This is a genomic window from Catellatospora sp. NPDC049133, from assembly GCF_040648455.1.
Taxonomy (GTDB): domain Bacteria; phylum Actinomycetota; class Actinomycetes; order Mycobacteriales; family Micromonosporaceae; genus Catellatospora; species Catellatospora aurea.
On the sequence record NZ_JBEZDT010000046.1, the window covers coordinates 1 to 17,441 of the forward strand.

General features: G+C 73.0%; 20 protein-coding genes. 11 read left to right on the top strand and 9 right to left on the bottom strand.

The annotated features are described in order from the left end of the window. Positions 1-75: 75 nt before the first annotated feature. Positions 76-555: a nucleoside deaminase gene (locus AB0B35_RS36475; RefSeq protein WP_361054792.1), complete on the bottom strand. Its 480-nt coding sequence runs from the start codon at positions 553-555 to the stop codon at positions 76-78. Between the two features lie 117 nt (positions 556-672). Between AB0B35_RS36475 and AB0B35_RS36480 the strand changes: the two genes are divergently transcribed. Further along, positions 673-1,317, top strand: coding sequence for a nitroreductase family protein (locus AB0B35_RS36480; RefSeq protein ID WP_361054796.1), 645 nt, complete (start codon positions 673-675; stop codon positions 1,315-1,317). Positions 1,318-1,323: 6 nt separating this feature from the next. Here AB0B35_RS36480 and AB0B35_RS36485 read toward each other — a convergent pair whose 3' ends face one another. Beyond that, complete coding sequence (locus AB0B35_RS36485) at positions 1,324-2,673, bottom strand: methyltransferase (RefSeq protein ID WP_361054799.1); 1,350 nt, start codon at positions 2,671-2,673, stop codon at positions 1,324-1,326. A 135-nt stretch (positions 2,674-2,808) separates the two neighbouring features. Here AB0B35_RS36485 and AB0B35_RS36490 point away from each other — a divergent pair, with 135 nt between their 5' ends. Beyond that, entirely contained in the window at positions 2,809-4,068 is a 1,260-nt protein-coding gene (locus tag AB0B35_RS36490) for a sensor domain-containing protein (protein WP_361054801.1), read from the top strand. A gap of 5 nt (positions 4,069-4,073) precedes the next feature. Further along, positions 4,074-4,715 carry a response regulator transcription factor gene (locus AB0B35_RS36495; RefSeq protein WP_360535445.1) on the top strand — a complete coding sequence of 214 codons (642 nt, stop codon included), beginning with the start codon at positions 4,074-4,076 and terminating at the stop codon, positions 4,713-4,715. Between the two features lie 27 nt (positions 4,716-4,742). Here the strand turns inward: AB0B35_RS36495 and AB0B35_RS36500 are convergent, their stop codons facing one another. Both AB0B35_RS36500 and AB0B35_RS36505 read right to left on the bottom strand, forming a co-directional pair. Further along, on the bottom strand, positions 4,743-5,045 hold the full coding sequence (locus AB0B35_RS36500) for an antibiotic biosynthesis monooxygenase (protein WP_360535447.1): 303 nt from the start codon (positions 5,043-5,045) through the stop codon (positions 4,743-4,745). A 25-nt stretch (positions 5,046-5,070) separates the two neighbouring features. Beyond that, the gene (locus tag AB0B35_RS36505) at positions 5,071-5,331 is read right to left on the bottom strand and encodes a hexameric tyrosine-coordinated heme protein (RefSeq protein ID WP_361054804.1); all 261 of its coding nucleotides are present in this window, start codon (positions 5,329-5,331) and stop codon (positions 5,071-5,073) included. Positions 5,332-5,479: 148 nt separating this feature from the next. On the opposite strand from AB0B35_RS36505, the gene AB0B35_RS36510 reads away from it, so the two are divergent. Next, positions 5,480-6,958 carry an SDR family oxidoreductase gene (locus AB0B35_RS36510; protein WP_361054807.1) on the top strand — a complete coding sequence of 493 codons (1,479 nt, stop codon included), beginning with the start codon at positions 5,480-5,482 and terminating at the stop codon, positions 6,956-6,958. Position 6,959: 1 nt separating this feature from the next. Here the strand turns inward: AB0B35_RS36510 and AB0B35_RS36515 are convergent, their stop codons facing one another. Further along, entirely contained in the window at positions 6,960-7,853 is an 894-nt protein-coding gene (locus AB0B35_RS36515) for an arginase family protein (RefSeq protein WP_361054810.1), read from the bottom strand. 85 nt (positions 7,854-7,938) lie between these two features. After that, positions 7,939-8,628: a YoaK family protein gene (locus tag AB0B35_RS36520; RefSeq protein WP_361054813.1), complete on the bottom strand. Its 690-nt coding sequence runs from the start codon at positions 8,626-8,628 to the stop codon at positions 7,939-7,941. A gap of 126 nt (positions 8,629-8,754) precedes the next feature. On the opposite strand from AB0B35_RS36520, the gene AB0B35_RS36525 reads away from it, so the two are divergent. Together AB0B35_RS36525 and AB0B35_RS36530 are read left to right on the top strand one after the other, a co-directional pair. After that, positions 8,755-9,147 (top strand): hypothetical protein, encoded by a 393-nt coding sequence (locus tag AB0B35_RS36525; protein WP_361054816.1) that lies wholly within the window; start codon positions 8,755-8,757, stop codon positions 9,145-9,147. Further along, positions 9,147-11,543, top strand: coding sequence for a DUF4132 domain-containing protein (locus tag AB0B35_RS36530; protein WP_361054818.1), 2,397 nt, complete (start codon positions 9,147-9,149; stop codon positions 11,541-11,543). Before AB0B35_RS36525 ends, AB0B35_RS36530 begins: the two co-directional genes overlap by 1 nt. On the opposite strand, the gene AB0B35_RS36535 is transcribed toward AB0B35_RS36530, so the two are convergent. Next, complete coding sequence (locus AB0B35_RS36535; RefSeq protein WP_361054821.1) at positions 11,489-12,025, bottom strand: GNAT family N-acetyltransferase; 537 nt, start codon at positions 12,023-12,025, stop codon at positions 11,489-11,491. The two genes, AB0B35_RS36530 and AB0B35_RS36535, sit on opposite strands and share 55 nt — an antisense overlap. A gap of 351 nt (positions 12,026-12,376) precedes the next feature. On the opposite strand from AB0B35_RS36535, the gene AB0B35_RS36540 reads away from it, so the two are divergent. Then, positions 12,377-12,604, top strand: a complete 228-nt coding sequence (locus AB0B35_RS36540; RefSeq protein ID WP_361054824.1) for a hypothetical protein — start codon at positions 12,377-12,379, stop codon at positions 12,602-12,604. A 4-nt stretch (positions 12,605-12,608) separates the two neighbouring features. Here the strand turns inward: AB0B35_RS36540 and AB0B35_RS36545 are convergent, their stop codons facing one another. Then, a complete protein-coding gene (locus AB0B35_RS36545) occupies positions 12,609-13,082 on the bottom strand; it encodes a hypothetical protein (RefSeq protein WP_361054827.1) in 474 nt (157 codons plus the stop codon). Positions 13,083-13,164: 82 nt separating this feature from the next. Here AB0B35_RS36545 and AB0B35_RS36550 point away from each other — a divergent pair, with 82 nt between their 5' ends. Further along, positions 13,165-13,815, top strand: a complete 651-nt coding sequence (locus AB0B35_RS36550) for a TMEM175 family protein (protein WP_361054829.1) — start codon at positions 13,165-13,167, stop codon at positions 13,813-13,815. A 1-nt stretch (position 13,816) separates the two neighbouring features. Here AB0B35_RS36550 and AB0B35_RS36555 read toward each other — a convergent pair whose 3' ends face one another. Continuing rightward, on the bottom strand, positions 13,817-14,155 hold the full coding sequence (locus AB0B35_RS36555; protein ID WP_361054832.1) for a DUF3817 domain-containing protein: 339 nt from the start codon (positions 14,153-14,155) through the stop codon (positions 13,817-13,819). Between the two features lie 270 nt (positions 14,156-14,425). Between AB0B35_RS36555 and AB0B35_RS36560 the strand changes: the two genes are divergently transcribed. The 3 genes from AB0B35_RS36560 to AB0B35_RS36570 are packed head-to-tail and all read left to right on the top strand — an operon-like array spanning position 14,426 to position 17,426. Next, the gene (locus AB0B35_RS36560; protein WP_361054835.1) at positions 14,426-16,012 is read left to right on the top strand and encodes an NAD(P)/FAD-dependent oxidoreductase; all 1,587 of its coding nucleotides are present in this window, start codon (positions 14,426-14,428) and stop codon (positions 16,010-16,012) included. Beyond that, positions 16,009-16,812, top strand: a complete 804-nt coding sequence (locus AB0B35_RS36565; protein WP_361054838.1) for a fatty acid desaturase — start codon at positions 16,009-16,011, stop codon at positions 16,810-16,812. Before AB0B35_RS36560 ends, AB0B35_RS36565 begins: the two co-directional genes overlap by 4 nt. Continuing rightward, a complete protein-coding gene (locus AB0B35_RS36570) occupies positions 16,812-17,426 on the top strand; it encodes a helix-turn-helix domain-containing protein (RefSeq protein WP_361054841.1) in 615 nt (204 codons plus the stop codon). The genes AB0B35_RS36565 and AB0B35_RS36570 overlap by 1 nt, the downstream gene beginning before the upstream one ends. Positions 17,427-17,441 lie beyond the last annotated feature (15 nt).

Sequence of the window (17,441 nt, forward strand, 5' to 3'; positions counted from 1 at the left end):
CCCCTTGTCACATTCCTAACAAACCACGCCAATATAGCACACCGATGGCTTCGCCCTTGGGCCCCTTCCCAACGCTCAGGCGGCTCCGTGCTGCCGTCGGTGCAGCTCGCGGACCGTGTCGGCGAGTTCGGGGGCCGGGCCGTCGACCGGCACGCCCGGCGCGACGTGCTGGATCGGCAGCGGCAGCACCGGGCCCGGGGCCAGGCCCAGCTCCTGCCGCCACGCGGTCAGCTGCGCGGACGAGGCGGCGTACACGATGCGCCCCAACCCGACCCAGGCATGCGCCGCCGCGCACATCGGGCAGTGCTCCCCGGAGGTGTACACGGTCGCGGCAGCCCGCTGCCCGGGGGTCAGGTGCTCGGCGGCCCACCGGGCGATCTCGAACTCCGGGTGCCGGGTCTCGTCGCCGGAGGCGACGTGGTTGTGATCCTCGAACAGCACCTCGCCGTCGGCGTCGACCAGCACCGACCCGAACGGCTCGTCGCCGACTGTCAGCGCCAGCTCCGCCAGCTCGACACAGCGCCGCAGGAACATCAGATCCGTCTCGTCGACCACGACCACTCCCGACTGCTCGACGTCATCGCGCAGCAGCCTACCGACCCGCCGGCCCCGCAACCGTCCCGGTGATCATGGTACGGACGACGCCGCAGGTCGCGTGGCACAATCCGGCCCATGGAATTCAAAGACGTGATCCGTCGCCGGAGGATGGTCCGCCACTACACGGACCGGCCCATCGCCCCCGAGACCGTCGAGCGCATCCTCGCCAGCGCGCTGCGCGCGCCCTCGGCCGGGTTCTCGCAGGGCTGGGCGTTCCTGGCGCTGACCGACGCGGCCGACCGGGCGCGTTTCTGGCCGTTCGTGCCGACCCGGATGGCGCAGACCCCGACCATGCGGCTCGCCCCGCTCGTGGTGATCCCGTTGGCCCACAAGGCCGCCTACCTCGCCCGCTACGCCCAGCCCGACAAGGGCTGGGAGGACCAGGCCGAAGCCCGCTGGCCGGTGCCTTACTGGCACATCGACACCGGGATGGCCTCGCTGATGATGCTGCTGTCCGCCGTGGACGAAGGGCTCAGCGCCTGCTTCTTCGGCATCATGCCGCAGCAGGGCCCCGACTTCGACGCGGTCACCGAGGTCCCGAAGCACACCGACGCGCTGCGCGCCGAGTTCGGCATCCCCGCCGAGTACGTGCCGATCGGCGGCATCTGCATCGGCTACCGCGCCCCGGACACCCCGGCCCAGGGCGCGAACGTCGCCGACCGCCGCCGCGGCACCGCCGACGTCATCCACCGCGGACAGTGGGGCGTGCACGCCGCGTAGCGGCGGTCACCCGCCGGTGCGGGCCGCGGTGTACACGACCGTCAGGCGCGGGTCGTCGACCTGCCCGCCCAGGTCGTCGATGATCGCGGCGAGCCGGGACAGGAAGCTCTCGCGGTCGTCCGGGGCGAGTTCGGCGATGTTCGGGAACGTCGACCACAGGTCGCGTGCCGTGGCCGGGGTCAGCGTCTGCTGCCACGAGACGACCTCGACCTCGACGTCGCCGAACCAGCCTCCGGCGCTCAGCTGCCGCCGCCAGCGGTCGGTGTCGAGCACGTGCGACCGGCCCTGCAGGTAGCCCGGCTCGGCGGGCAGCAGGTCGCGGTACACCTCGTCGAGCCGGTCGCGGAACTCGGTCGGCCGGTCGCGGTCGCCGAACTCGGTCCACCAGGCGGCCAGCCACCCGCCCGGCCGGACCAGCCCGCCGATCTTCTCGGTCGAGGTGGCCGGGTCCAGCCAGTGCAGTGCCATGGCCGCCACCGCCAGGTCGTACCCGCCGGGCAGTTCGGCGGTCTCGAAGTCGGCGACGGCGACCTCCAGCCGGTCGCCGCCGTGGACGGCGGTCAGGACCCGGGCGAGGTTCCCGCCCGGCTCGACCGCCGTGACGTGCGCCCCGGCTGCCAGCAGCGGCCCGGTGGCCAGCCCGGTGCCCGCGCCGATCTCCAGGACCCGCGCACCCGGCCGCAGCCCGCAGCGTCCGGTCAGCAGCTCGAACACCGCATCCGGGTACGGCGGCCGGCCCCGCTGATAGCCGCTCGCATCCCCGTCGAACGACATCCTGCGCTTCGGCCGCACCGCCTCCCGGTCGAGGCCGTCGCCGCTGCTCAGAGCCGACCAGCCGGTCGCGGCGACCACGTCGGCGGCGATGTCGACCACCGACCGGCCGTCGGTGCCGATCCGCACCACGTCGGCCGGGGCGTCCCGGTCCAGCCGCGCGGCGGCGCGGGCGCTGCGGGCGACGTGCACGTCCAGCCCGCTGCCCAGCTCACGTGTGGCCAGCCGTTCGTTGGCGACGGCGTCCGAGGCGGTGAGCAGCACCCGGGCGATCTTCACCGGCGCGTCCAGCGCCTCGGCCAGGCCGTCGGCGTACAGCACGCTCACGGTGTTGGTGTAGACCAGCCGCCGGTAGCCGAGCGCCGCGAAGTTGCGCCACAGCGCGGCCAGGTTGTCCAGCACTATCCGGGACCGGTCGGGGTCGCCGGGCGGCGGCGGGAAGACCTGCCCAAGGAAGTCGCCCTCCAGCTGCACGTGGGCGATCCCGGCCGCCTCCAGCTGTGCGCACACCTCCGCGGCGACGGTCGACTTGCCCACGCCCGAGCGACCGCCGATGAACAGCACCTCGACCTGATCCACACCCATCGCCCCATGATGTCCGCAACGCGGTCCGATGTCGTGCGGGTTTCGGCCGGGTGCGGACGGTGGGGTTGTCCCTACCGCCACCTCGGCGGGCAGCGGGATGGGAACGGGCCGGCCGGGCGCATAACGTCATGCGGCATGACGATCCTTCGCCGCCTCGGGCACGACGCCGCGTACAACCTGCTCGGCCTGCCGCTCGCGGTCGCCTCGTTCGCGCTGTGCATCAGCCTGTTCGCCGCGGGTGTCGGCACGCTGGTGACCTTCTTCATCGGGGTCGCCGTGCTCGGCGCCGCGCTGCTGGTCGCGCGCGGGTTCGCCGACATCGAGCGGCTGCGCCTGCAGAAGCTGTACGGCCGCCCGGTGTCCCGCCCCCGCTACCAGCCCGCGCCCGAGGGCGCCGGCTGGATCCGCCGCCTGACCAACCCGCTGCGCCAGGGCCAGAGCTGGCTCGACCTGCTCCACGGCATCCTGAACCTCCCCGTGGCGATCATCGCGTTCGTGTTCACGGTGACGTGGTGGGCGATGGCGCTCGGCGGCCTGACGTACTGGATCTGGGGCCGGTTCGTGCCGGAGGAGGACGGCCAGAACATCGTCATCGAGAAGCTGCTCGGCTCGGACACCGAAGCCACCCGCACCCTGTTCAACACCCTCGTCGGCGTGTTCGCCCTGCTCACCGTGTACGCGGTGCAGCGCGGGGTGGCGGCGCTGCACGCCGGGTTCGCCTCGATGCTGCTGACCCGGCTCGCCCAGCTGCAGGGCCGCATCGACGACCTGACCGAGGGCCGCGCGGCGGCGGTGTCGGCGGAGGCGGTGGCGCTGCGCAAGCTGGAGCGCGACATCCACGACGGCCCGCAGCAGCGGCTGATCCGGCTGGCCATGGAGCTGTCCCGGGCCCGCCGCCAGCTCGCCGACGACCCGGACGCCGCCGGCCACACCATCGAGGACGCGCTCGGGCAGGCCAAGGAGACCCTCGACGAGCTGCGGGCGCTGTCGCGGGGCATCGCGCCGCCGATCCTGGCCGACCGCGGCCTGGCCGCCGCGCTGACCTCGCTCGCCGAGCGCTCGACGGTGCCGGTGACGCTGGACCTGGCCGTCGAGGACCGGCTGCCCGCGGCGACGGAGAACGCCCTGTACTTCGCCGCCGCCGAGGCGCTGTCCAACATCGCCAAGCACAGCGGGGCCGCCGCCGCCCGCATGGAGGTCACCGAGCAGGATGGTCGCGTGTACCTGATGGTGACCGACGACGGCGTGGGCGGCGCGCACCTGGCCAAGGGCCACGGCCTGGCCGGGCTGGCCGACCGGCTGCGCGCGGTGGACGGCGAGTTCGCCGTGGACTCCCCGGCGGGCGGCCCGACGATCCTGGTCGCGCAGGCCCCGTCGACCGTCCCGGTGGCGTGAGACGGATGCGCGTCGTCGTCGCCGAGGACAGCGTGCTGCTGCGCGAGGGCATCGTCCGGCTGCTGATCGAGGCAGGTCACGAGGTCGCCGCCGCGGTGGGGGACGGGCCGGCCCTGGTCGAGGCCGTCGCCGCGCACGCGCCCGACGTCGCGGTGGTCGACGTGCGCATGCCGCCCAGCCACACCGACGAGGGCCTGCGCGCCGCGGTGCAGGCCCGGCGGTCGGCGCCGGGCACCCGGGTGCTGGTGCTGTCGCAGTACGTCGAGCTGGCGTACGCCGACGAGCTGCTCGCCGACGGGCGGGGCGGCGTCGGCTACCTGCTCAAGGATGCCGTCGTCGACGTCGACGGCTTCCTGGACGCGCTGGACCGGGTCGGCTCGGGCGCGACGGTGCTCGACCCGCAGGTCATCGCCCAGCTGATGCTGCGCGGCAGGAGGGACCCGGTGCAGACCCTGACTCCCCGCGAGCGCGAGGTCCTCGAACTGATGGCGCAGGGCTACTCCAACACCGCCATCGGCCGGGCCCTGGTCATCGGGGACGGCGCGGTCGAGAAGCACATCGGCAACATCTTCGCCAAACTCGACCTGGCCCCCGACGCCGACCAGCACCGCCGCGTCCTCGCCGTCCTGGCCTACCTACGGTCCTGATCCCTGACCTGGCGCCGCCGACGGGCCTCAGGCGGGGAGTTTTGCGGCGAGGAGTTGGACCTTGCGGATCTCCGGTGGCTTGCTGAGGAGTTCACCGGCGCGGCCCATCAGGGCGCCGGCGAGGTCGCCGTCGAGGTGGGCCTGCAGCGCGGTCTCGTCGGTGAACGCGTCGAGCAGGCCGAACGTCGAGGCGTCGATCCGGTAGGCGAACCACGCCACGGTGCCCTTCTCGGCCTGGACCAGGGGCAGCCCGTCGGTGAGGAACGAGGCGACCTCGTCCTCCATGCCGGGGGCGGCGTGCAGTGTCGCGATGAGGCCGATCGTGGCCATGTGGGCTCCTGTCGCGGGGGAGTGGTCAGTTGCCGGGCCGCCAGTGGCCGTTGGCCGCGGCGATCGTCGCGAACTCGATCGCGACGACGTGCGCGGCGGCGATGATGCTCTCCGGCGTCGTGGCATAGTTGGGCCGGCCGCCCTTGAGCACGTCCAGGTCGGGCTGGATGTTGTGGACGGTGTGCCGGGCGATCATGAGGGCGAGGGCACGGCCCTCCTCGGGCGTCGCCGTGATCAGGCTCCCGCCCGGCACGAGCACGAGACCTTCGTCCGGCACACGGTTCATCCGCCCCACACCTCTCTCGGCCACGTCGTCCACGCGAGAGTATCGAGATCGGCGGTCCGATATAGCCGATTACCCCGTATCGCGCACGATCGTGCCCGGCCGAGCCGAACCGCCCTGCGCACCGCCGTGATCGCCCTACGCTGGGCGTATGGTCGGGCGGGCCGGGAGCGGCCGGCGGGTGCTGGTCACCGGGGCGACCGGGTACATCGGCGGACGGCTCGCCCCGCGGCTCATCGAGGCGGGGCACCGGGTGCGCTGCCTGACCCGGTCGGCGGTGCGGCTGCGTGACGTGCCGTGGGCCGCGCAGGCCGAGATCGTCGAGGCCGACGTCCTGGACCACGCCGCGACCCGGCGGGCGCTGCGCGGCATCGAGGTGGCGTACTACCTGGTCCACTCGCTCGGCTCGCCCGGGTTCGAGGACACCGACCGGCGGGCCGCGCAGACCTTCGCCGACGCGGCCCGGCAGGAGGGCGTACGCCGCATCGTCTACCTGGGCGGTCCCGCCCCGGACCGGGCCGACGGGGCGTCGGCGCACCTGCGCTCACGGGACGAGGTCGCCCGGATCCTCACCACCTCGGGCGTGCCCACGGTGACGCTGCGGGCCGCCGTGATCATCGGCTCCGGCTCGGCGTCGTTCGAGATGCTGCGGCACCTGACCGAGCGGCTGCCGGTGATGGTGACGCCGCGCTGGGTCGGCAACCGCATCCAGCCCATCGCGGTCCGCGACGTGCTGCACTACCTGGTCGGCTGGGCGAGCGTGCCCGGCGACGTGAACCGCTCCTTCGACATCGGCGGCCCGGACGTGCTCACCTACCGGGAGATGATGAGCCGCTACGCCCGCGTGGCCGGGCTCAACCGCCGGGTCGTCGTGCCGGTGCGCACCCTGTCGCCGTGGCTGTCGTCGCTGTGGGTGGGCCTGGTGACACCGGTGCCCGGCGCGATCGCGACCCCGCTGGTGGAGAGCCTGGTGCACGAGGCGGTCTGCCACGAGCACGACATCGTCAAGTACGTCACCGACCCGACGGGCGGGCTGAAGCCGTTCGACGAGGCGGTCCGGCTGGCGCTGCTGCGCATCCGCGACGCGGAGGTGGAGACGCACTGGTCGACGGCGTCGTGGACGCGGGCCCCGGCCGAGCCGCTGCCCACCGACCCGGACTGGTCCGGCGGCGACCTCTACGTCGACGAGCACACCGAGCGGGTCAAGGCCCCGCCGTCGGCGCTGTGGGAGGTCGTCTCCGGTATCGGCGGCGACAACGGCTGGTACTCCTCCGACCTGGCCTGGACCGCCCGTGGGCTGCTCGACCAGGCGTTCGGTGGGATCGGCCTGCGGCGCGGCCGCCGCGACCCCGCCGCGCTGCGGGCCGGCGAGACGGTGGACTTCTGGCGGGTCGAGGAGGTCGAGCCGGGACGGCTGCTGCGGCTGCGGGCCGAGATGCGGCTGCCGGGCCGCGCCTGGCTGGAGATGCGGGTCTGCGACGACCCGCGGGGCAGCCGGTACGAGCAGCGCAGCGTGTTCGTGCCCCGCGGCCTGGCCGGGCACCTCTACTGGCGGACCACCGCGCCGCTGCACTCGCTGGTCTTCGCCGACATGGCCCGCAACATCGCCCGCGCCGCCGAACGCGTCTGATTCACCTGTGTGCGAGGAGGTCGGCGAACAGGTCGACCAGGGCGGTCGCGCACGATCCGTCGGGGTCCTTCGCGCCGTTGTAGCAGCCGACCGATACTCCAACCAGGGAGTCGGACGCGGTCAGCGGCCGCATCAGCTCCCGCAGTTCGGCCAGCCGCAGCCCGCCCGGCATCAGGTAGTCCGTGGCGGGAAAAGCCTGCTCGTCGAGCACGTCGACGTCCAGGTGCACCCAGTACCGCCCGCCCCGGACCAGCGCGTCGCGGGCCGCCGCACCGGCCTCGGCCATGCCCTGTCCCTGCAGGTCGGCGGGGGTGGATTCGGGCGGGTAACCGAGCTGTTCGGGCAGCACCGAGCCGTACTCGACCGCCTCGGCGCGATCGCGCGGCCCGAGCAGGCGCAGCCGGTCGGGCGCGACCAGCGGGCCGCCGACCAGGTCCACCCAGTCCACCGGGCCGTGCCCGGTGACCACGGAGATCGGCATGTCGGCCGGCTCGCCGGTGGGGGAGGTGCGCCCGTCGTAGAGGTCCAGGTGCCCGTCGAGGTAGGCCAGGCCGGTGCCGCCCAGCGCGTCGCGCGCCCCGGCCAGCGCGGCGGGCAGCAGCGTGCAGCAGCCGCCGACCACCAGCGGCAGGTGACCGGCCGTGACCAGCTGGTGCACGTGGCGGCGTACCACGTCGGTCATGGCGCGCACCGAGGGCCAGGCGAGCACGCCGGTGCGGTCGTCGCGGACCCGGCCGACCAGGCGCACCGGCAGGTCCCCGCCGTCGCGGCCGCCCACCGCCGCGACGAGGCCCGCCTCGCGCATCGCCCCGGGCGCCAGCTCGGTCCCGAACGGCGGGTCGCCCGCCTCGGGCACGCCGACGCAGTCGATCGGCACGCCCACCACCGTGATCACGGGTCGAGTCTCACCGCCGCCGACGGCACCCGCAAGGCGGCACGCCGCCGGTGGGGGCCGGGCACCCGGCGAACGGCAGCCGTCCTCACGACCGGCCGCGGCGGCGGTCGTCGGCGAGGAACAGGGCCAGGCCGGCGACCAGCAGCACGACCGCCACCCATACCGCGCGATCCCCGATCCTTGCCGTGACCAGGCCGCCGAGCAACGCGCCCGCCGCGAACGAGCCGATGGCGGGCCACAGGCTGCGGGCCTGCGCGGCCGCGTCGCGGTCGTGGCGCACCACCGCGCCGTACACGGCCTGGGCGGCGTTGCGCAGATTGGTGGTGGTGACCGTGGTGTTGAACGTCCACCGGCCGATCAGCCCGAACGACGTGATCTGCACGGACGCCACAAAGGCGATCATGACGGCCACCAGTTCGTCGGAGCCGCCCGACGGCATCAGTCCGACCAGGACCAGCACCAGGATCTCCAGCCCGAGCGCGGCGCGCACCGGCCAGCGCAGCACCGCCGCGACCCGGGGCAGCCGGATCGTCTCCGCCGTCCACACCCCGATCACGAACGCGACGATCGGCGGCAGGTGCCGCAGCGCGTCGGCCCACTGTGCCTGCGCCGCCTGCACCCCCAGCAGCACGACGTTGCCGGTCTGCGCGGTCGCGAACACCCCGCCGCGGCCGAGGAAGGTGTACGCGTCGAGGAACCCGGCGGCCATCGTGAGCAGCACGATCAGGCGCAGCGACCGTGACGTCCGGTACGGGACGTCGCCCGGTTCCGTCATATTCACCCCTCCCGACGCACCCTGCCCACGATGTTTCCGGGTCACCGCCCCGCACGTGCCGGGAATGGGCAGCCTCGTCGCCGTCGCGCCCGGCGATGTCGGCGCGACGCCCTAGACTGCGCGGCCATGGCGATGGTGACCTTTGTCGACGAGACGACCGCGGGCGACCGCGGCGCGGCCTGGCAGCTGGAGATGTCCGAGGAGCAGCTGACGCTGCGGGAGATCATCCGGCGGCGGGTGTTCCGGGAGGTCGCGGAGCACAACGCGGCCGGCGGCGACCACTTCCGCGGCCTGGTGCAGCCCGGCGGCACCGAGCTCACACGCGACGGGTTCCGGATGGGCAAGCACCGGCAGGTCGACGCCGAGGAGCAGTTCAGCCGGGCGGTGGAGGCGTTCTCCCGCAACGGGTTCGTGGTCCTCGTCGACGACCGGCAGGTCGAGGACCTCGACGCGGCGGTGCCGGTGCACCGCGCGGTCGAGGTCGTGTTCCTGAAGCTCGTGCCGCTGGTGGGTGGCTGATGACCGAGCTGGCCGCATACCCGGCCCGGGTCGCCGCGCTGCGGGCGGCCGTCGAGGGCGGCGGCGTGGACGAGGTCGTGGCCCAGCTCGTCGAGCTGGCCGAGGTGAACAACTGGGGCTTCGCCAACCCTTCGGCGGAGGAGGTGCTGCAGCCGATGGGCGTGCGGGCCCACAAGGACCTGCTGCTCGCCCTGATCGAACGCATGCGCGCCGAGTCCCGGCCGGCCGTGACCGAGAACCTGTACGAACTCGTCACCCGCCTGATGCGGCTGCTGTGGCGGCCCGAGCTGGACGACCGGATCGAGCTGTCCCTGCACATCGCGGGCACCCGCTGGACCAGCCACGACGCGGGACACGTGACCTGGGCCCGTCGCCTGGTCGCGCTGGGCCGGCCCGTGCCGGTCCCGTACGTGGCGACCCTGCGCCGCACCAGCCAGATGAGCTACCACAGCTTGCGCGAACTCGACGACGCGCTGGCCGAGATCGACGCGCCGCTGCTCAACCCCGGGGAGGCGTGGACGGACCGGGTCCTGGCCGACCTGCCCGGCCTGGGCGCGCCCTGGCCGGCCCTGGTCACCCACGCGGGAACCGCCACCAGCTCGAAGCCGTCCGCGAAGTTCGAACGGACCGGTCGGCAGTTGCTGGCCGCGGTCGGCGACGAGGCCGCCCGTCCGGTCCTGACGGGGTGGTTGTCGCTGGTCGGAAAGCCGCGCACGCAGCGGCTCATCCGCCGCGGGTACGAGCCCGACGTCAACGAGGCCTTCGACTCCTACAACAGCACGACGCTGCGCGGCCTGATCTGGCTGGTCGGCCTGCTGCCCGCGCACGACGACACCGCCCGCCTGCTCGGCGCGCTGGTGGAGACGTCGCTGCGCAAGGCGGCCGGGCTCGGCCCGCGCAACCCGAAGACCGCCAACACGGCGGTGCAGATGCTCGCGCGAAACGCCTCCGAGGCCGCGCTGGCGCAGCTCGCCCGGCTGGCCACCCGGGTCACCTACAAGGGCACGCTCAAGGAGCTGACCGCCGCCCTCGACACGCGGGCGGCGGCGCTGGGCCTGACCCGCGACGAGGTGGAGGAGCTGGCCGTGCCCGCGTACGGGCTGACCGAGGTCGGTCGCCGCGTCGACGACTTCGGCGACGTGCGCGCCGAGACGACCGTCGACGCCGACGGCGTGCGCACCGCCTGGCGCAACGCCGCGGGGCGGCCCGTGAAGTCGCCGCCCGCCGCGGTGCGCCGCGATCACGCCGAGGCCTTCAACGAGCTGAAAGCGGCGGTCAAGGACCTGGAGAAGATGCTGTCCGCGCAGGCCGACCGCCTGGACCGGCAGTTCCTCACGCAGCGGGTCTGGAAGTTCGGCGCGTGGCGGGAGCGCTATCTCGACCACCCGCTGCTGGGCACGATCGCGCGCCGCGTGATCTGGACCGTCGGCGAGCAGCCCTGCGCCTGGTCAGGTCAGGAACTGACCACCTTGCAGGGCGCGCCGGTGGACGCGGCCACGGACGCGGCGGTGCGGCTGTGGCATCCGATCGGCCGCCCGGTCGAGGAGGTGCTGGCGTGGCGCGAGCGCCTGGAACACGACCTGGTGGTGCAGCCGTTCAAGCAGGCCCACCGCGAGGTGTATGTGCTCACCGCCGCGGAGGAGCGCACCGCCACCTATTCGAACCGGTACGCCGCGCACATCCTGCGCCAGCATCAGTTCCACGCCCTCGCGGCGGCCCGGGGCTGGCGGGACAGGCTGCGGCTGATGGTCGACGACGACTACCCGCCGACGACCCGGGACCTGCCCGAGTGGGGCCTGCGTGCCGAGTACTGGGTGGAGGGCGTCGGCGACGGCGACAGCTATCTCGACGACGTCACCGACAGTGGGGCTTACCTGCGGCTGGCCACCGATCAGGTGCGCTTCTACGCGGTCGGCGCGCCCGAGCACACGGCGCACGCCTCCGGCGGCGGCTACAGCTACGGCGTGGACCGGCCCGCCGACGGGCTGCCGCTGAGCGAGATCCCGCCGCTGGTGTTCAGTGAGATCATGCGCGACGTGGACCTGTTCGTCGGCGTGGCCAGCGTCGGCAACGACCCGACCTGGCAGGACGGCGGCCCGCAGGGGCGGTTCCAGGAGTACTGGAACTCGTACAGCTTCGGCGACCTGTCCGGCACCGCCCAGACCCGCCGCGACATGCTGACCAGGATCGTGCCCCGGCTGGCCATCGCCGACCGGGCCACGGTCGAGGACCGCTGCCCGCTCTCGGCCGGCAGTTCCGCCATGGCCTGCCGGTGCGGTGTACCTGACGCGGGACTATCGCACGGTGCTCCGACAAACGGGTCACCGCTTCGGCGCGCGGGTCAGCGTTCGGTGAGCGCGCTGAGGGTCTCCGGCGGCAGTGGCCGATCGCTGTAGAGCAGCCGGATCGCGGTGGTGTCGGGATTGCCCGCGTCCGGGCCGCGCCACACGTGGCGCAGGCCGGTCCGCTCGACGGCACGGGACGACCGGTCGTTGCCTTCGAGCAGGTACGCGGTGACGGCGAGGTCGGGGCGAAGCTCGCCTGCGGCGTGGATCGCGGCCGCGCTGACCTCCTGGGCGAACCCGCGTCCCCAGTACGGCGGGCGCAGCCGGAAGCCGAGGTTCCAGGCGACGCCGTACCGGACGAAGCAGCCGCCGATCCCCACGAACTCGTCACCGGCCCACGCGGTCCACATGCCGAGGCCGTCGCGGTCCCAGGCCGCCCGCCAGCTCCCGATCATGCGCTCGGTCTGCGCCGGGTCGTCATGCCGGGACAGCGGGTCCGGACCCCAGACCAGCGGGTCCGCGTAGAGGCTGAACACCCGCTCCAGGTCGGCCTGTTCGGGTGCCCGCAATGTCAGACGCGCGGTCGAACTCACCCGAGGCTCATATGGATCGCTCACGAAGACGATGATGGGCGACTGCCGCGGCCCGCGGCACGCGGTTTTCGCGGCCGGCCAACCGTCCCGTCGCGCCCCTCGGGCAAGATCGCCTGACTTGCCTGGCACATGGGCGAAAGTGGGCTCAAGATACGCACACGTGCCAGGCAAGTCCGATGCTCTTGGTGCGGTCCGCGCCCCGCATGGCGGCCTGACCCGGCGGCGAGCGCTCGCAGGGCGGTCGCGGCGAATCAGTCAGGAATCGAGAAGCGTCGGCGGGGTGGCCGCGAATAGCGTGCCCCTACCGCACGTCGCGAGGGGCCAGAGTCCCGTCCTGCTCAGGAGGTCACCATGAACTGGAACAAGGGGATCCGCCAGGTCCACCGTTGGCTGTCCATCATCTTCACGGTGAGCGTCATCGCCACGTTCGTCGCCCTGGCCCAGCAGGAGCCGATCGTCTGGGTCTCCTACGTCCCGCTGCTCCCGCTCGCCTTGCTCCTGCTCAGCGGCCTCTACCTGTTCGCGCTGCCGTACCTGGCCAGGTGGCGCGGGGGACGTCGGCCCGCTCCGGAGGCGTGACCGCCTAGGTCAACGCTTCGCCGCCGAAATACCGGTCCCGGTGGTCCTGGCAGAGCTTGCGGACGAGCTGCTCCTGCACGTCGGTGGGGGAGTCGTAGCGGACGTTGAACTGGTATTCGAACTCCGCCAGCTCGTCGAACGGCCAGACGCCGCGCACCTCGTGGGTGAAATTGCGCATGTCGGATACCTTCCAGCAGAGTTCGCCCTCGCTCAGCGTGCCGTCGAGCACACCGGTGTACAGGTGGTCGAGGTACGCGCGGGCACCCGACTCCTTGGTCGGCGGTGCCAGACCGGTCTCTGCCAGCGCCGCCGGCAGCAGTTCGGCGGCTTCCCGGTAGTCGTTCGCGCTCAGACCGGCCAGTTCGCGCAGCGCGGGACCGTCGTGGCCCGCGGTCAGCCAGTCGGCGGCGATCCACGGCAGTCGCTCGGAGGGCAGCTGGCCGTTGGCGTGGAGCGCGGCGGCGACGAAGGGAGACACGCGCGACAGGCTAGCCCTCGATGATCGTGGGCGCATGCCGGTTTCGGCCGCCCACGGCACGTTCGCGACCTAGAGTGATCATGTGGTACGAGGCTCCGCGCGGGTCTGGGCGCGCGACTCGGTGGAGTTCGGCCGGGTGACCGCGTTCAGCGACGGCCTGTTCGGGATCGCGATGACCCTGCTCATCGTCGAGGTCGGCGTGCCCCGCCTGAGCGACGTCGGCAGCGTTCGTGAATTGTTGGTCAAACTCGCCGACCTGCTGCCGGAGTTCGCCGGCTTCTTCCTGTCGTTCGCGCTGATCGGCCGGTACTGGCTGGCCCACCACAAGATGTTCAGCGTGATGCGCGGCGTCGACTACGGCCTCATCGCCCGCAACATGCTCTACCTGGCGTTCATCGCGTTCATGCCGTTCCCGACCGCGCTGCTGGGCGACTACTTCGGCAACCCGCTGGCGGTCAGCGCGTACGCGGTGACCGGTGCGATCGTCAGCGGTCTGGAGGTGGTGCTGCTGCGGTACGCCTGGAAGGCCGGCCTGCTGCGGGTGAAGGTGACCCCGGCGATCATGCGCTGGGGTTCGATCATGGCGCTGTCGCCGGTCGTGGCGTTCCTGCTGTCGATCCCGGTGGCGTTCTTCGTCGGCACGGCCCTGGCCGCGGCGATGTGGCTACTGTCGATCCCGTTCGGGATCTTCATGAGCCACCACGCCCCGGCGGGCTCGGACGTGCTGGAGTAGCTCAGCGGGCCGGGGTGAGCGCGGGCTCGGTCTCGGCGGGCGCGGCGGCCGGGGTGCGCTTGGCGACCCAGCGCTCGAACAGCAGGCCGAGGAACGGCGGGATCGACGCCGCGCCGCCCACGACGAGGCGGCCGAAGCTCCAGCGGTGCACGCGGGCCGCCCACACCAGGGTCACCAGGTAGAAGACGAACATCGCGCCGTGCACCCGGCCGAAGACGAACACGCCGATGTCGTTCTTGACCACGATGTACTTGAAGAACATGCCGATGAGCAGGCCGACCCAGGAGAAGGTCTCGGCGATGGCGGCGTAGCGGAACCAGCGGCCTGCGGTGCTCGACATGAACTCTCCAGGAAGTCGGCGGTGACGGAGCCGATCATAGAGCCGTGCCGACGCCCGGGGTCGGGCTCGCCACGCTGCTGTGATCGGCGTGACCCTAACCGTTGATCCACGAAGCAACCTGGCAGAGGTGTGAAAACCGGCTGAAGATCCGGGTTCGCGTCGGGGATCCGCCGGTCGGCAGGGCGTTCGAAACATGGCATTGACTCGATGGACGGCGAGTTCTAATTTGAACATGTGTTCAGAACAGATGTTCAGAATCATGTGGCGCCCGTGGGGTTCTCCCGGACGCCGACCCTCACCCGGTCCCGCGACCTGCCCCGGCACTGCGACGTCGCGGTGCTCGGCGGCGGGCTCGCGGGGCTCGCCACCGCGCTGCGGCTGCAGGCGGCCGGCCTGTCCACGATCGTCTTCGAGGCGCACGGCCACGCCGGCGGCTGCGCAGGCTACTTCCGCCACCGCGGCTTCTCCTTCGACGTGGGCGCCACCACCCTGGTCGACTTCGCGCCCGGCGGCGTCGGCGACGAGCTGCTCGCCACCACCGGCGCACCCGCGCTCGACGCCGAGCAGCTGCCCGGATACGTGGCCTGGCTGCCCGACCGGGTCGTCACGCTGCACCGGGAGCAGTCCCGCTGGCACGCCGAAAGGCTGCGCACCCTCGGCGACACCCGGGCGCACCGGCGCTTCTGGGCCGAGCTGGACCGGCTCGCCGAGGTGTTCTGGGCGGCCAGCCGGTCCGGCATCCGGCTGCCGATCCGCACGCCCGCCGACGCGCTGCACGATCTGCGCGCGGTCGGCCTGCGGCACCTGCCGCTGGTCCGCCACCTCGGCCGGACCATGGGCGGCGCGCTGCGGGCACACGGGCTGCGCGGCCAGGACTCGCTGGTGGCGCTGCTCGGCATGCTGGTCGAGGACACCGTGCACAGCACCGTCGACCGCGCCCCGCTGATCAACGCGGCGCTCGGGGTGACCATCCGCGGGGCCGGGCTGACCCGCCACCGCGGTGGCATGCACGGGTTCTGGCGGGTGCTCGTCGGGCACTACCGCGCGCTCGGCGGCGACCTGCGTACCGGTTGCCGCGTTCAGCGCGTGACCACCCGCGCCGGACAGCAGCGGGGCAGCCTCCTAGGACAACGTAGAGGTGGTGACGCCGGCGGCTACACGGTGCACACCGCGCGCGGCGACGTCGAGGCGTCCGTCGTGGTGAGCGCGCTGCCCGCGCCGGTCACGGCGCAGGTGGCGGCCGGCACGCCGGTCGCGGCGGGGCTGCGGCCGTACCTGGAGCGCGACGAGCCCGACCTGGGCGGGGCGGTGGTGGTGTTCCTGGGCGTGCCCGAACCCGAGGTCGCCGGGCAGGAGTTCACCCACCACCAGCTGATGCAGGACTACGCGCGGCCGCTCGGGGAGGGCAACAACATGTTCGTGTCCGTGTCCTCGCCCGGCGACGAGGTCAGCGCGCCGCCCGGCCACCGCGCCGTCATGATCTCCACCCACACCGAGCTGGCCGACTGGCAAGGGCTGTCCGAACCGGAGTACGCGGCGCGCAAGCACGAGATCGGGCAGCGCCTGATCGAGCATGCCCGGCGGGTCTACCCGCACCTGGGGGAGCGGGCCGTGGTCCGGCAGGTCGGCACACCGCGCAGCTACGAGCGGTTCACCTGGCGGCCCCGAGGATCGGTCGGCGGAGTGCGGCAGACACTGCGCAACTCCAACCAGTTCGCCGTGCCGCACCGCACCGCGCTGCCCGGGTTCTGGCAGGTCGGTGACACGACGTGGCCAGGACTGGGCACGGTGGCGTGCGTGCTCGGCAGCCGCCTGGTCGCCGAGGACGTGCTGCGCTCGACGGGGGTGCGGGCATGAGCGCGAAGCTGCCGAGCCTGAGCGAGGTCGGCACGGACCTGCTGGCCGTGTCGCGGTGGCGCACCCGGGTCGCGCTCGTGCGGCCGTACGCGATGATCGGGGTCTTCGCGCTGGTCGCGTGGGCCGGCTGGTGGTGGCTGACGCCGCTGGTGGTGTTCGGGGTGTTCGTGTCCGTGGTGACCGTGACGCACGACGTGGTGCACCGCGCCCTGGGCCTGTCCGCGCGGCAGACCGAGTGGGCGCTGTTCTTCACCGGGCTGGTGCTGCTGGAGAGCGGGCACGCGTACCGGTCCACCCACCTGCAGCACCACCGGCTGTTCCCGAGCGACGAGGACCCCGAGGGCTACCCGGCGAACCTGTCGCTGCTCGGGGCCGTCCTGTACGGACCGGTGTTCCTGGCCCGGCTGTGGTGGTGGTCGTGGCGGCGCGCCCGCGGCGACCGAGGGCTGCGGACGTGGCTGCTGGCCGAGGCGGCGATGCCGTTCGCCGCGCTGGCCGGGGGAGTGCTGCTGTGGCCGGTGACCCCGGCACTGCTGGCGTACGCCGTGATGGCGATCGCCGGGAGCTGGGTCTACCCGCTGCTCACCGTCTACCTGCCGCACCACGACTACGGCGACGAGCCGCTCACGCAGACGCGTACGCTGCGCGGGAGGGTCATCCCCGCGATCTTCCTTGAGCTGACCTACCACCTGGAGCATCACCTGTACCCGCAGATCCCCAGCCACCGGCTGCCCGAGCTGGCCCGCCGCCTCGACCCGCACCTGTCCGCGGCGGGCGTGCGACCGGTCCGGGTCATCTGATGCCGCCTCGCGCCGACACCCGGGCGCGGGTGCTGCACGCGGCCGCCCGCACCCTCGCCGACGAGGGGTACGGCCGCTGCACCGCCCGCGCCGTCGCCAAGACCGGCGGGTTCGCGCCCGGCGTCATCTACTACCACTTCACCGACATGGACGACCTGTTCGTCGCCACGTCGCAGTTCACCAGCGAGGCCCGGCTGGCCCGCTACCGGGCCGAACTCGACGGGGTCACCACGGCCACGGACACCCTGGCCCGGCTGCGCCGCCTGTACGACGAGGACGGCGCGGCGGGGCACATCGCCGCGGTGCAGGAGCTGGTCGCCGCGGCCAACGCCAACGCCCGGCTGGCCGAGCAGGTGAAGGTGCAGACCGCGGTGTGGCAGGACTTCGCGGCCGGGGTCATCGAGCGCCTGCTCGCGGGCACGCCGCTGGCCGAGCTGATTCCGGTGCGCGAGGTCGCCACCGCCGCGGTCGCGCTCTACCTCGGCATGGAGATGCTGTCGCACCTGGACGCGCACCGGCTCGGCCCGGACGCCCTGTTCGACGCCGCGCAACGGTTCGCCCCGCTGGTCGACGCCTGGCGGCTCAGCCTGGCCGAATCGGGCGGACCGGCCTGACGGCGACCGCCCGCG

Bases quoted from the DNA above. Each gene is read 5' to 3' on its own strand.
- AB0B35_RS36565 (WP_361054838.1), top strand. From the start codon at position 16,009: ATGAGCGCGAAGCTGCCGAGCCTGAGCGAGGTCGGCACGGACCTGCTG.
- AB0B35_RS36480 (WP_361054796.1), top strand. From the start codon at position 673: ATGGAATTCAAAGACGTGATCCGTCGCCGGAGGATGGTCCGCCACTAC.
- AB0B35_RS36555 (WP_361054832.1), bottom strand. From the start codon at position 14,155: ATGTCGAGCACCGCAGGCCGCTGGTTCCGCTACGCCGCCATCGCCGAG.
- AB0B35_RS36540 (WP_361054824.1), top strand. From the start codon at position 12,377: ATGAACTGGAACAAGGGGATCCGCCAGGTCCACCGTTGGCTGTCCATC.
- AB0B35_RS36570 (WP_361054841.1), top strand. From the start codon at position 16,812: ATGCCGCCTCGCGCCGACACCCGGGCGCGGGTGCTGCACGCGGCCGCC.
- AB0B35_RS36505 (WP_361054804.1), bottom strand. From the start codon at position 5,331: ATGAACCGTGTGCCGGACGAAGGTCTCGTGCTCGTGCCGGGCGGGAGC.
- AB0B35_RS36485 (WP_361054799.1), bottom strand. From the start codon at position 2,673: ATGGGTGTGGATCAGGTCGAGGTGCTGTTCATCGGCGGTCGCTCGGGC.
- AB0B35_RS36490 (WP_361054801.1), top strand. From the start codon at position 2,809: ATGACGATCCTTCGCCGCCTCGGGCACGACGCCGCGTACAACCTGCTC.
- AB0B35_RS36520 (WP_361054813.1), bottom strand. From the start codon at position 8,628: ATGACGGAACCGGGCGACGTCCCGTACCGGACGTCACGGTCGCTGCGC.
- AB0B35_RS36525 (WP_361054816.1), top strand. From the start codon at position 8,755: ATGGCGATGGTGACCTTTGTCGACGAGACGACCGCGGGCGACCGCGGC.
- AB0B35_RS36530 (WP_361054818.1), top strand. From the start codon at position 9,147: ATGACCGAGCTGGCCGCATACCCGGCCCGGGTCGCCGCGCTGCGGGCG.
- AB0B35_RS36510 (WP_361054807.1), top strand. From the start codon at position 5,480: ATGGTCGGGCGGGCCGGGAGCGGCCGGCGGGTGCTGGTCACCGGGGCG.
- AB0B35_RS36500 (WP_360535447.1), bottom strand. From the start codon at position 5,045: ATGGCCACGATCGGCCTCATCGCGACACTGCACGCCGCCCCCGGCATG.
- AB0B35_RS36495 (WP_360535445.1), top strand. From the start codon at position 4,074: ATGCGCGTCGTCGTCGCCGAGGACAGCGTGCTGCTGCGCGAGGGCATC.